9 protein-coding genes are annotated in these 13,341 nt (G+C 71.5%); 7 read left to right on the top strand and 2 right to left on the bottom strand.

The window, feature by feature from the left end:
• Nucleotides 1-66: 66 nt before the first annotated feature.
• Nucleotides 67-2,583, top strand: coding sequence for an ATP-binding protein (locus F8M74_RS13575; RefSeq protein ID WP_228559269.1), 2,517 nt, complete (start codon nucleotides 67-69; stop codon nucleotides 2,581-2,583).
• Between the two features lie 4 nt (nucleotides 2,584-2,587).
• Here the strand turns inward: F8M74_RS13575 and F8M74_RS13570 are convergent, their stop codons facing one another.
• Complete coding sequence (locus tag F8M74_RS13570; protein WP_228559267.1) at nucleotides 2,588-4,285, bottom strand: GAF domain-containing sensor histidine kinase; 1,698 nt, start codon at nucleotides 4,283-4,285, stop codon at nucleotides 2,588-2,590.
• Between the two features lie 259 nt (nucleotides 4,286-4,544).
• Between F8M74_RS13570 and F8M74_RS13565 the strand changes: the two genes are divergently transcribed.
• From F8M74_RS13565 to F8M74_RS13555, 3 genes are all read left to right on the top strand, one after another.
• Entirely contained in the window at nucleotides 4,545-7,403 is a 2,859-nt protein-coding gene (locus F8M74_RS13565; protein WP_171410373.1) for a PAS domain S-box protein, read from the top strand.
• A 119-nt stretch (nucleotides 7,404-7,522) separates the two neighbouring features.
• Nucleotides 7,523-8,959, top strand: coding sequence for a VWA domain-containing protein (locus F8M74_RS13560; RefSeq protein ID WP_141253332.1), 1,437 nt, complete (start codon nucleotides 7,523-7,525; stop codon nucleotides 8,957-8,959).
• An 18-nt stretch (nucleotides 8,960-8,977) separates the two neighbouring features.
• Nucleotides 8,978-10,081 carry a hypothetical protein gene (locus tag F8M74_RS13555; protein ID WP_141253331.1) on the top strand — a complete coding sequence of 368 codons (1,104 nt, stop codon included), beginning with the start codon at nucleotides 8,978-8,980 and terminating at the stop codon, nucleotides 10,079-10,081.
• A gap of 8 nt (nucleotides 10,082-10,089) precedes the next feature.
• Here the strand turns inward: F8M74_RS13555 and F8M74_RS13550 are convergent, their stop codons facing one another.
• Nucleotides 10,090-10,344, bottom strand: coding sequence for a hypothetical protein (locus F8M74_RS13550; protein WP_228559265.1), 255 nt, complete (start codon nucleotides 10,342-10,344; stop codon nucleotides 10,090-10,092).
• Nucleotides 10,345-10,710: 366 nt separating this feature from the next.
• Here F8M74_RS13550 and F8M74_RS13545 point away from each other — a divergent pair, with 366 nt between their 5' ends.
• The 3 genes from F8M74_RS13545 to F8M74_RS13535 form a co-directional block, all read left to right on the top strand.
• Entirely contained in the window at nucleotides 10,711-11,526 is an 816-nt protein-coding gene (locus F8M74_RS13545) for a sterol desaturase family protein (protein ID WP_141253329.1), read from the top strand.
• A 150-nt stretch (nucleotides 11,527-11,676) separates the two neighbouring features.
• A complete protein-coding gene (locus F8M74_RS13540) occupies nucleotides 11,677-12,072 on the top strand; it encodes a BlaI/MecI/CopY family transcriptional regulator (RefSeq protein WP_026113917.1) in 396 nt (131 codons plus the stop codon).
• Nucleotides 12,069-13,341, top strand: a 1,273-nt coding sequence (locus F8M74_RS13535; RefSeq protein WP_141279674.1) for a M56 family metallopeptidase, incomplete at its 3' end; no start/stop codon positions are given. The genes F8M74_RS13540 and F8M74_RS13535, both read left to right, overlap by 4 nt.

The following is a 13,341-nucleotide window of genomic DNA, read 5'->3' as shown; positions in this document are numbered from 1 at the left end:
GAGCCTTCGACGAAAGCCCGGGGGGCACTAGCACCCATGGCGCCCGTCGCGCGTGAATCCGCAAAGATGTCTTCTTCGCCTTCACCGCAAATCCAGGCGCTGCCCGCACCGGCCCTCCTGCCGCTCACCTGGCCCGCCGCCGTCGTGGGCCTGATGTTCGGCGTGCTGATGACGTACGTCCCATACGAGTTCCGGGTGGCCTCCTTCCGGCCGCTCTACCCGTATGTGCGCATGCTGGGCCTCACGTACCTGACGGGCAGCATCATGCTGATGGGCGCGCTGCTGTACCCGCGCGCGCCGCGCTGGCTGGACGTCACGGGGCGCCTGCTGCTGGGCGCGGCCATGGCGCTGTACTGGTGGGTGCTCAACGTCCTGCCGGGCAGCTTCACGGGCATCATCCTCTACCCGGTGCTCTTTGGCGGCGTGGTGCTGGAGGCCTGGCCCTCCATGCGCCAGCGGCCCGTGCTGCGCACCTTCGCGGCGCTCACCGGCGCGGCGTTCGGCGTGGCCATGCTGGTGGTGCCCGAGCGCTTCCCGCTCTCCGTCTACGCCCACCTCGCGCCCCTTCGGCCCCTGGTGGGCCTGTTCTTCGCCGTGTGCGGCGTGGGCCTGCTGCTGCCTTCCCACCGACTCCACCGCCGGCTGCCGGCCCTGTTCATGGGCGGGCTGGCGGTGCCCTTCGCCCTGCTCGCGTACGCGCTGGGCCGGGGTGCTTCTTGGCTGGGCGCCAGCGTGTATGCGGTGCTCACCCTGGCCTGTGTCGCGCAGGCCCTGGACTGGCGGCCGCGCGCGCCTCGCACGGTGGGGTGGAAGCTGCTGCGCGGGCTGGCCTTCGCGGGGCTGGTGCCGCTGCTGGCGCTGGGCGGGCTGGCGGCGTACCTGGCGCAGAACGCGATTGAACAGCAGGTGCGCGACGACACGCAGCGCGCCGCCGCGGGCGAGGCCGACTTCCTGCGACGCTACCTGGACGACGCGGGCGAGTCCCTGGCGCTGATGCTGGAGTCCCCGGGCTTCCGCGCCGCCTTCGCCGCGGCCGCGCCGGAGCGGCTGGAGCCCTACCTGGTCAACCTGGCGGCCCAGGAGCGCGCCTTCGACGCGGCGCTCGCGGTGGACACCCAGGGCCACATCCTGGCCGCGTCTCCCAGCGTGGAGGGGTGGAACCTGGAGCCGCGCGACTTCCTGCCCCCGGCCTTCACCCGGGGCGCCGAGGTGTCTCCGCCCTTCATCCGTCCGCCCGGCCAGCCCCTGGTCGCGGTGACGCAGCCCTTCCGCGAGGACGGCGAGGTGCGGGGCATGCTGGTGGGCCTGCTGTCCCTGGAGCGCCTGAGCCAGGCCACCACGCCCGCGTCGCGGCGCTTCCGCGTGCAGGTGTTGGACCGGCGCGGCCTCAAGGTGCTGCGCGACACCGCGCCCGGCGCGCCGCTGCTGGGCGAAGCACACTTGCCGGACGCGCTCAGCCTGGAACTGCTGCGTCCCGGCATCGGCGTGCTGGAGGCCTTCGACGCGGCGGACCGCCGCATGCTCGCCGCCGAGGCCCCCGTGGAAGGCACGGAGTGGAACGTGCTGGTGACGCAGGAGCTGGTGGTGGCCTATGCGGCGATTACGCGCATGAGCGCCGCGGTGGTGGGGCTGGTGCTGCTGGGCGTCCTCATGGCCCTGCTGCTGTCGCAGCTGGTTGCCCGCGACGTCATCCGTCGCCTGGACCATCTGCGCACCGCCACCGCCGCGCTGACCGCGGGCGACTGGTCGCAGCGCGTGGACGTGGAGGAGGACGACGAGTTGGGCGAGCTGGCCCGCGGCTTCAACGAGATGGCGGCCCGCACGGATGCCACGCAGACAGAGCTGAAGGAGGCGGTGCGCGCGCGCGAGGAGTTCCTCAGCGTGGCCAGCCACGAGCTGCGCACGCCGCTCACCCCGCTCAAGGGCTTCGCCGCGCTCACCCTCCAGCGGTTGGAGAAGAGCGGAGACTTCCCGGAGCGCGAGCGGCTGCTCAAGGCGCTGCGCTCCATGGCCCGGCAGACGGAGCGGCTGACGCGGCTGGTGGATGACCTGCTGGACACCGCGCGCATCCAGGGCGGGCGGCTGGAGCTGGAGCGCAAGCATCTGGACCTGGTCCCCCTGCTGGGCGAGGTGCTGGAGCGCTTCGAGCTGCGCACCGAGTCCGGCGTCACCTTCGAGTTGGACGTCCCCGCCCACCCGGTGGAGGGCGACTGGGACGCGCTGCGGCTGGAGCAGGTGCTCACCAATCTGGTCAGCAACGCCGTGCGCTATTCACCCCACGGCGGCGCGGTGCGCATGTCATTGGAGGCCGCGGAGACGCACGTGCTGCTGAGCGTGCGCGACGAGGGCATCGGCATCCCTCCGGAGAACGTGGCGGACCTGTTCCGGCCCTTCGCGCGCGCGTCCAACGCCCAGGCGCGCCACTTCGGCGGACTGGGGCTGGGCCTCTTCATCTGCCGCGAAATCGTGGAGCGCCACGGCGGCGCCATCTGGGCGGAGAGCCCAGGGCCCCAGCGCGGCAGCAGCTTCCACGTGCGGCTGCCCCGCCGCGCCGAGCCCGCGGCATCCGCGAGCGCGGCCTAGCGCGTCAGGACGACGATGGCTCCGGCGCGCCGTGCGCCGTCAGCCACTCCTCGGGGATATCGCCGCGCGGCAACTCCAGCACGAAGAGGGAGCCCTGCCCCGGCTCGCTGGTGGCGCGCACCGTGCCGCCGAAGGCCTCCACAATCTGCCGGGTGATGTAGAGCCCCAGGCCCAGGCCGCCGTAGTGCCTGTCACTCACCGCGCGCTCGAAGCGCTCGAAGATGCGCGGCAAATCTTCCGCGGAGATGCCGATGCCGCCGTCGCGCACCGTCAGGCGGGCGGTGAGCCCCTCCGCCTCCACCGCCACGCGCACGGGGTGGCCCGCGCCGTACTTCAGCCCGTTGGACAGCAGATTGGTCACCACCTGCTCCAGCCGCAGCCGGTCCCACCGGCCCATGACGGGCACCGGCGCGTGCAACTCCAGCTCACATTGCAACTGCGAGGCGGACGGCGCGAAGCGGTAGAGGATTTCCGCCGCGACGCTGGCCAGGTCCATCTCCTCCACTTCCAGCCGCAGGCGGCCCGCGGTGATTCGCGACACGTCGAGCAGGTTGTCCACCAGGCTCGTCAGCTTGCGCACCTGCCGCTGCACCACCTCCAGCGTCTCCGACACGCGCTCGGCGGACACCGGCTGGTTGTGGGCCGCCATCCCATCCACCTGCTTCTGCAGCAATTGCACCTTGAGGTGCAGCGGCGTCAGCGGCGTCTTCAGCTCGTGGCTGGCGATTCCCAGGAACTCGTCGCGCAGGCGCACCGCTTCGCGCGCCTCCTGGAGGAGCTGCGCGTTGTCCACGGAGAGCGCGGTGCGGCGGGCCACTTCCTCCGCCAGCCGCAGCTCCTCCGCGCTGAAGTCACGGGCTTCATCCGCGCGGAAGAGGGCCAACGTGCCGATGACGCGCTCGCGCGCCACCAGCGGCACGCCCAGGTAGCAGCGCTCGCCCAGCCCCCGCAGCAGCCGCGCGTGCTCCGCGTCCCGCGCGGCGGCCTCCACGTGGGCCTCCGTCACCCGCAACCGCTCCGACTGGCCGGTGCCGAACAACGGCAGCACGCGCTCGGGCGGCAGCGGGTAGCGGCGCAGCATCTCCTCCAGCAGGCCATGGCGCCCCGGCTCGGCGTGCAGCGCCGTCACCGGGCGTGACGGCCCGCCGGGCAGGCCCAGGTACAGCACCGCCGCGTCCGCGAGCGCGGGCACCAGCAACCGGAGCAACCGCGGCGCGGCCTCATCGTCGAACGCGGCGCCCAGCAGCGCACCGGCCTCCGCCAGCAGCCGCGCCGAGCCCACCGCGTCCAGCCCCACGGACGAGGCCACTTCACATGCGCGCAGCAGCGCTCCAGCCGTCGGGCCCTCGTCGTGCTCCAGCGGCACCGCGGAGGCGCGCAGCAGGACGTGCGTCCCATCCGGCCGGCGCACCCGCCAGCGGGCCTCCGCCACCCACTCGCCCGTGAGCGCGCGCGCCAGGGGCGGCACCTCCACCGACATGGACGCATCCTCCGCACGCGTCCATACACAACCGGGCAACCAACCCTGCTCGGCGCGTTCGGGCCGGCTCATGCGGAACTGACGCCCGGCCTCCATGTTGAAAGCGAGCACACGCCCGGTGACATCCACCAACACGAGTGCCTCACCCGCCTGCTCGAGCAGCAGCCGGAGGACTCCCTCCTTCAGCAGGGCGTCCGCCTCTTCGGAGTCCAGATGCGTCATCGAAAGCGGGGCGCTTCCAGAGGCCATGAGGGACTTCCCGCGAGCAGAGGCAACATGGAGGCATGTCTCCTTCCCCGGACGAAGGGCAGCCTCCGTGTTTCCACAGAACAGCAGAAGGGGCGCCGTCCCCATCCCGCGCCTGCCAGGGTCATCGAAGCCCCCTTGCTTGCCTGCCCGGAAATCCAGATTCTCTGTCCCTTTGTAGCGCATCCGGGTGACCTTGCGTCCACCCGCGCGGCCCACTTTCTCGAGTTCCATCATGCAGAAGCCGCACTCCACGCCTGACTGGACCTCCCGCGAGCACCGTTACCGAGGCGTCATCGACAGCCTGCGGGAAGTGGTGTTCCAGACAGACCTGGCGGGGACGTGGACCTTCCTCAACCCGGCCTGGACGGACATCACCGGCTTCAGCGTGGAGGAGAGCCTGGGCCGCTCCTTCTCGGATTTCCTCCACCCGGATGACCGTGAGCGCGACCCGGAGCCGCTCCAGAAGCTGTTCGCGGGGGAAGTGGAGTTCGTGCGCCATGAGATGCGCTACCTCACGCGCGACGGGAGCTACCGCTGGGTGGAGGTGTTCGCCCGGCTGATGCACGACGACGACGGCGGCATCCTGGGCACGGCGGGCACGCTCAACGACTTCACCGAGCGCAAGGCGGCGGACGGCGCGCTGGCGCGGCGCGAGCGCTACCTCACCGCGCTGGTGGACATGCAGCAGCGGCTGCTGGCCACGCAGGATGGCGGCGACCTCTACGGGCCCGCGCTGGCGCCGCTGGGCCACGCGTCGGGCGCCAGCCGCGTCTACGTGTTCGAGCTGCACCGGGCGCAGGACGGCGCCATCCTGAGCAGCCAGCGCGCGGAGTGGTGCGCGCCCGGCGTGAAGCCCGAAATAGACAACCCGGACCTCCAGAACGTGCCCATGGAGCCCGCGCTGCGGCGCTGGACGGAGACGCTGTCGCGGGGCGACGTCATCGAGGGCCTGGTGGGGAGCTTCCCCGCGTCGGAGCGGGAGCTGCTGGAACCGCAGGGCATCCTGTCCCTGCTGGTGCTGCCCCTGCGCGTGCGCGGCGTGCTGACGGGGTTCGTGGGCTTCGACAACACCTCGGAGGCGCGGCGGTGGGACCGGCTGGAGGTGGACCTGCTGTCGGCGGCGGCGGGCGCCATCTCCATGGCGCTGGAGCGGCGCGAATCAGAGCGGGCGCTGCGCGAGCGCGAGCGGCGCTTCCGCCAGCTGGCGGAGAACGCGTCGGACGTCCTCTACGTGTACCGGCGCGAGGCCCCGCGCGGCTTCGCCTACGTCAGCCGCGTGGCCCACACCAAGCTGGGCTACGGACCGGTGGCGCACTACGCGGACGCGGAGCTGTGGTACCGGCGCGTGCACGAGGAGGACCGCGCGCTGATGGAGCAGCTGCTGGAAGCGCCGGAGCCCTTCCAGGGCGCGCCGGTGGTGGTGCGCTTCCTCCACCCCGACGGGCGGACGCTGTGGCTGGAGCACGTGGTGGCGCCGGTGACGGACGCCTCCGGACGCATGGTGGCGGTGGAGGGCCTGGCGCGCGACATCACCGAGCGCCGGCAGGCGGAAGAAGCCCTGCGGTTGTCGGAGGCGAGCTTCCGCGCGCTGCTGGAGGGCGTGCCGGACGCGGCGGCCATCGAACGGGACAACCAGATTGTCTACGCCAACGCGGCGCTGGTGGCCACGCTGGGCTTCGAGCGCGCGGACCAGCTGGTGGGCCGCCCTCTCACGGAGTTCGTGCGGGACATGCGCAGCCCGGACGCGGTGCGGGCCGGCGCGCTCACCGGCGAGCGGCGGCTGGTGCGCAGGGACGGGCGCACCCGCGTGGCGGAGGTGGTGTCGTTGCCGCTGCGCTTCGACGGCCAGCCCGCGGTGGTGTCCATTGCCCGCGACGTGACGGAGCAGCGCCAGCTCCAGGCGCGGCTGACGCTGGCGGACCGGCTGGCGTCGGTGGGCACGCTGGCGGCGGGCATCGCGCACGAAATCAACAACCCGCTGGCCTTCGTGCTGTCCAACCTGGGCTTCCTGTCCGACGAGTTCAGCCGCAGCCTGCCGCCCGGGGACGGCGCGGCGGCGCTCCAGGCGCGGCTCAAGGGCGAGCCGGACCTGGGTGAATGGCAGGAGGTGCTGCAAGAGGCATGTGAAGGCGCCGAGCGCGTGCGGCAGATTGTCCGCCAGCTCAAGACGTTCTCCCGGCCGGACGAGGAGCGCGTTTCGCCGCTGGACGTGCACGCGGTGCTGGAGTCGGTGGCGATGATGGCGGCCAACGAAATCCGCCACCGCGCGCAGCTGCGGCGCGACTACGGCGACATCCCGCCCGTCATGGCCAACGAGGGCAAGCTCAGCCAGGTATTCCTCAACCTCGTGGTGAATGCGGCGCAGGCCATTCCGGAGGGCGCCGCGCACCGGCACGAAATCCGGCTGGCCACGCGAGTGGACGGCGCCGGGCGCGTGGTGGTGGAGGTGACGGACACGGGCGTAGGCATCGCGCGTGAGGTCATCGACCGCATCTTCGACCCCTTCTTCACCACCAAGCCGGTGGGCGTGGGCACGGGGCTGGGCCTGTCCATCTGCCACAGCATCATCAGCGGGCTGGGCGGCGACATCACCGTGGACAGCGAGCCGGAGCGAGGCACCCTTTTCCGGGTGGTGCTGCCCACGCCGGAGACGGTGGAGCGCGCGAAGCCCTCGGAGCCTGACTCGCGGCGAGTACCGCAAGCGCCGCGCGGCCGGGTGCTGGTGGTGGATGACGAGCCCGCGGTGGGCCGGGTGCTGCAGCGCATCCTCCGCGAGCACCAGGTGGACGTGGCGTGCAGCGGGCGCCAGGCGCTGGAGCTGCTGGAGCGCGGGCTGGAGCCGGACGCGGTGCTGTGCGACGTGATGATGCCGGACCTGACGGGGCGCGACGTGTACGAGGCCGTGCGGCGCGAGTATGCAGGGCTGGAGCGCCGCTTCGTGTTCGTCTCCGGGGGCGCGTTCACCTCGGGCGCGCGGGACTTCCTGGCCAGCATCCCCAACCTGATGCTGGAGAAGCCCTTCGACGAAGCCCGCGTCCGCGGCGTGGTGGAGGAACTCGTGCGGCAGCGACAGCCAGCGCACGACGCGTGAGCGGCGCCCTGCTCCAGGAGGTCGTATCGGACAACGGGCGGACCCTCCTCCTGGTGACCGATGCGGCCCCTGGCGACTCCAGGCGAGTGTGCCGCATCCCTCCAACCTCGAGGCCCTGAATGAACCGCTCACTGCTGCTGGTCGCCGCGACGGGAGTGCTCGCCGTGGGCGCGCTCCTGCTGGGCACGCCGCCCACGCCGCCCGGACCGCCCCCTCCCGCCGTCACGGACACCAGCCACACGGTGAGGCGCCCGGAGGACCCGCCCGCCACGCGGATGCTGACGCTGGTGACGTCCAAGCCGGAGGACGGCGCCCTGAACATGGCGGGCAAGCTGTCCGGCGCGTACGTGCAGACGGGGCCCAGCGAGGCCTTCGCATGGCTGGAGCTGAAGGCGCGCCCGGCGGAGACCGGCCAGCGGGTGCCCGTCAGCCTGGCGCTGGTGCTGGACCGCTCCGGCTCCATGAACGGCCAGAAGCTGGCTGACGCCCGGCGCGCCGCCACGGAGCTGGTGCAGCGCCTGAAGCCGGAGGACCGGCTGGCCTTCATCGACTACGGCACCGACGTGCGGGTGCAGCCCAGCCGGCGGATGACGGAGGAGGCGCGCGAGGAGCTGCTGACCCTCATCTCCGGGTTGCAGGATGACGGCAGCACCAACATCAGCGGCGCGCTCGACGCCGCGGCCAACGCCCTGCGGCCCCACATGCGCGAGTACCGCGTCAGCCGCGCCATCCTGCTGAGCGACGGGCAGCCCACCACGGGCATCGTGTCCGAGCCGGGCCTGCTGGACCAGGTCCGCCAGCTGCGCCGCGACGGCATCACCGTGAGCGCGCTGGGCGTGGGCCGGGACTATCAGGAGACGCTGATGCGCGGCATGGCCGAGCAGGGGGGCGGCTTCTCCGGCTTCATCGACGACTCGGCGCGGCTGGCGGAGGTCTTCTCCCGCGAGCTGGACCAGGCGACCAGCACCGTGGCGCGATTGGTGGAGCTGCGGCTGGACGTCCCGCCCGAGGTGCGGGACGTGGAGGTCATGGGCATGGCGTCCTTCCGCGAGGGCAACGTGCTGAAGGTGCCGCTGTACGACATGGCCAGCGCCCAGACGGTGCGCGTCATGGCGAAGCTGACGCTGAACACCCCGCGGACGAACGGCGCGCTCGCCCTGCTGAACGCCCGGGTGCACTACGTCGACGTGGCGCGTGACCTGCCGGCGGAGACGGCGCTGCAGCTCACCGCGGAGGTGACGAGCGACCTGGACCGCGTGCGCGAGTACCTGGACAAGGAGGTGCGCGTCCATGCGGTCCGGGCGATGGGTACCCAGCACATGGTGGCCGCCGCGGAGGAGATGAAGCGGGGCAACAAGGCGAAGGCCAGTAGCCTGCTGGACAACGCCCGGACCATTTTCGGCACCTCCGCGGACGCGCTGTCCGGGGAGCTTGCGGACGTCCGCCGCTCCCAGGCAGCCTTGGCGGGCGCGTCCAGCGCGGAGGAGGCGCAGGCCGAGTCGCGCAACCTCCTCAAGAAGTCCATCAAGAACTTCGGCCAGAACAATACGTACTAGCAGCAGGACGGTGAACCCATGGCCCTCTCCGTGCAGTACTTCCACCGCGAGGAGTTCGAGACCCGCACGCTTCGCGCGCTGGGAGGTGCCGCCTGCATGGGCCTGGTCGCGGGGGCCATTCCGGACCTGCACCTGACACCGGAGTACCTCGCCATCGTGGCCGCGGCGCAGGCGTGCGTGAAGCCCACCGGGGTCCACCCCCTGGCGCTGCGCCTGGCGCTGACGGTGCTGCCCGCCCTGCCCTACTTCTTCCGGGCGCCGGAGCCGTTGCCCGTGAGCCTCGCGGGCGCGCTCGCCGCGGCGTTGGTGGTCTGGCTGGGCCATGGACGGGCGCAGCCGGGGCAGCCCGCCGCGGTGGCCACCAGCGCCGCCGCCGCGGGTGTGCTCGTCCCACTGGGCCTCTACGTCCAACAGGTGCTGGAGGCGCGCTTCCTGGGGAGCGACGGCCTGCTGTCGGCGCTGGTGGGCTTCCTCGTCGTGGGCCTCTTCTGGAGCATCGGCACGCTGCCGGCCAACCTCCGCGTGGAGCTGGACGCGGTGGAGGCGAGGGGCCGCCAGTTGCAGGACGCACTCAAGGGCGACTCGCACACCCTGGCCACGCGGGCCCTGGCCCTCTACCGCCAGTGCAAGGACGTGGTGACGAAGATGCCGCCCAGCACCGGGCGCACGGAGCTGCTGGGCGTGCTGGAGAAGATGACGGGCGACAGCTTCTCACTGGCGGAGGTCCACTTCGGGCTGGAGGCGCAGCTCGGCTCCGTGGTGGCCAACGACGTGGACGCCCAGGTGCGCGAGCTGCGGGAGCGCGCCGCCGCCACGCAGGACGCGGTGGCCCGCCGGCAGTTGGAGCTGGCCGCGTCCTCGCTGGGTGAGGAGCTCAACCACCTGGACGTGCTGGCCCGCCGCAAGGAGCGGCTGCTGGCCCAGCTCCACGCGCAGGTGGCGCTGCTGGAGCGGGCCCGGGTCTCCTTCATCGGAGTGCAGGGCAACGAGCTGGGTGCCAAGGGCGCGCAGGCCGCTGACCTGGCGCGCAAGCTGAAGCAATTGGGAGAGCCCTCCTCCAGCGCGGGGCCCGACGACGTCGCCCCCGTGGCCGCGCCGAACCCCACGCGCGTCGCCCCCTGAACGACGCGCTACTTCTTCCGGGACGCCCGGGTGGCGCGCTTGCGCCGCGGCGGGGGCGTGTGGCTCACCGGCGGCGCGTGCAGTTGATCCGCGATGCGCTGTTCAATGGCCTCGCGGGTGCTGCGGGCCTGGACCAGCGCGGCCTCGATTTCCTCACGCACGCGCGCCGCCTGCTCCTCCGCCGTGGCCCGGTACTCTGAAGCCGTGCGGCGCAGGGCGATGCTGCCCCGGTCCGGCCCGGCATTCCGTTCACCAGTGCGCACTGTCTTGGGAGTCGATGTCCTGCGCCTGCGTACCTTGGTCCTGGGTGTCTGCTGTCCTTCGTGCTCCGCCATCCGCGCCTCCCGGAAAGTCATCCCTCCAGGAAAGTGGGCTGCTATCGGATGCGAAGGAAGCCCGTGCCTGGGCCGGCTTCTGGGCAGGCAGGCAACACACCGCCTGTTCATTCAGCAGGGTTGCTTCTCACCTGCTCCAGGAAAACGCTATGGGACGCCCTTCAGGATGCGGCAATTTCAAGGGCCCCTGGTACTGACAGCACCGCCGTAAGCCCCGTGGCCGGGCGGGTACGGCGCGCACACACTCCTGCTTCGTCTGCCTCCATGGGGGCAGCGGCTCCCTGCGAGGATACCGTGGCAGTCAGCGCACCCTTTTCGTTCCTGAAGAACCGCAAGCACAACCTGGACCGGATGACGCTGGGCGACCTGGTCTACTCATTCTTCACCTACTACGCGGTGGTGGCCTACATCACCGTGGGCATCATCAGCCTGGTCTTGGCCGTGAAGTGGTTCGAGAACCCGCTGCGCATGCTGCTGGCGATGCTCGCCGCGAGCGTGGCGTTCCCCTTCGGCTGGTACCTGGTGCACAAGCACATCCTGCACAGCCGCTTCCTCTACAAATCACCGCTCACCGCGGCGACGTGGAAGCGCATCCACTTCGACCACCACCAGGACCCGCACGACTTGCGCGTGCTCTTCGGCGCGCTGGCCAACGTGCTCCCCACCGTGGGCGGCGTGATTGCCCCCATTGGCTATCTCATTGGCGGCAAGGCGGGCGCCGCCGCCGCGCTGGGCTGGGCCATGGTGATTACGTGCTTTTATGAGTTCTGCCACTGCATCCAGCACCTGAACTACACGCCCAAGTCCCAGTTCCTGAAGGACATCAAGCGGCTGCACCTGTCGCACCACTTCCACAACGAGCAGGGCAACTACGGCATCACCAACTACTTCTGGGACCGCCTCTTCGGGACCTTCTACGAGAAGTCCGGTGACAAGCCCAAGAGCCCCACCGTCTTCAACCTGGGCTACACAGCCGAGGAGGCCCAGCGCTACCCATGGGTGGACCGGCTCTCCGGCGGCACCCGCGGTGACGGCCACCCGCGCCGCTTCTGGGAGAACCAGGCCGCCGCCCAGACGCCGCCGGAGCCCACGACGCGACAGGAAAGCTGAGGGCCAGACACCCGCCTGAATCCCCCAAGCCCCCTCCCTCACCCAGAGGCTGGGGGCTTTTGACAGACCGCATCTACGAAGGGCTTCGTTGACATCTACGAATCCATTCGTAATATGGATTCAGACAATCGAGTCACGGAAGGAAGCATCATGAGTGAGACGAAGCTGCCGCGTCCCACGGACGGGGAGCTGGCCATCCTGCGGGTCCTTTGGGCGCGTGGCGACAGCACGGTGCGCGAGGTGCACGAAGCCCTCACCCGCGACGAGCCAGAGGGCACCGGGTACACGACGGTGCTGAAGCTGATGCAAATCATGACGGAGAAGGGGTTGGTGGAGCGTGACGAGTCCCAGCGCGCGCACGTGTACCGGCCCCGGGCCACGGAGCAGCGTACCCAGCGGCAGCTGGTGACGGACCTGGTGGACCGCGCCTTCGGTGGCTCTCCAGCGCGGCTGGCGATGCAGGCCTTGTCGTCGAAGAAGACGCGTCCCGAGGAACTGGCGGAGCTGCGCCGGCTGCTCGACACCCTGGAAGGAGGCGAGGAATGAGCCGGCTGCTGATGGAGTCCCTGGGGTGGGCGCTGCTGCACTCACTCTGGCAGGGCACGCTGGTGGCGCTGATGCTGGCGGTGGCGCTCGTCACGGTGGGGCGGCGCGCGGCGCATGCGCGTTACGCGCTGGCCTGTGGAGCGTTGGTGCTGGCGCTCGCGTTGCCGGTGGCCTCCGGGTGGAAGCACTTCCACGGCGCGCCTGCGCGAGTGGCGATGGACACCTCCGTGCCGCGCGCGCAGTCCCTGACCTCTGCTCTGGGAGCGCGGCGCCTGGAGGAGACGGTGACGCAGGCGGCGCCGTCCGCCTGGCGAGTGGCGCCCGTCGCGGCGTCGCCCACATGGATTGACGCGGACATGGCCGAGGACGGCGCCGCGAGTGGCTTCGAGAGCACGCTCCTGACGGGCCTGGGCTCTTTCCTGGTCATGGCCGGCCTGCTGCTGCAACGCGCGCTGTCCCAGGTGGAAGCGCACCTGCACTGGCTGGTGTTGGCGTGGGTGGCGGGCGTAGGCCTGTCCTCGGGGCGGATGGCGGCGGAGTGGATGAAGCTGCGCCGGCTGGCGGACCGGGCCCTGCCCGCGCCCGCGGCGTGGCAGGAGCGGCTGGACGCCCTGTCGCGACGCCTGGGCCTGCGCCGCGCGGTGCGGCTGCTCCAGTCCTCCGACGTGGACGTGCCCGCCGCGGTGGGCTGGCTGTCGCCCGTGGTGCTCCTGCCCGTGTCCACCCTGGCGGGCCTGCCCGCTCGGCAACTGGAGATGGTGCTGGCCCATGAGCTGGCCCACATCCGCCGTCATGACTTCGCGGTGAACCTGGCGCAGGTGCTGGTGGAGACGCTGCTCTTCTTCCACCCCGCGGTCCGCTGGATTTCCCACGTCATCCGCATCGAGCGGGAGCACTGCTGCGACGACGTCGCGGTGGCCGCCAGCGGCAACTCCGTCTCCTACGCCCGGGCGCTGACGGCGCTTGAGACGCTCCGCGTGCTGCCGGGAGCGCCGAGCCCCGCCATGTCCGCGCTGGGCGGATCGTTGCCGGAGCGCGTGCGGCGGCTCATCACCCTGCCCACGTCGCGCTGCGCCTCACGCTGGGCGGCGGGCGCCTCCGTGCTCACCCTGGTCAGCAGCCTGGCCGTGGCCGCGCCGCTGACGTCGCTCCTGCTGGGACAGACGGACGCCGCGCCGCAGCCGGGCGACGAGCCCGTCCTCATCCAGCCTCCGCCCATCCCGGCGCTCTCGCTCGCCCCACCGGTGCCGCCCGCGCCCACCCCCGTGG

The organism is Myxococcus sp. CA023 (genome assembly GCF_010998615.1).
Taxonomy (GTDB): Bacteria; Myxococcota; Myxococcia; order Myxococcales; family Myxococcaceae; genus Myxococcus.
The sequence above is the reverse complement of the archived record's forward strand: the minus strand, read 5'-3'. Positions and strand labels throughout refer to the sequence as shown.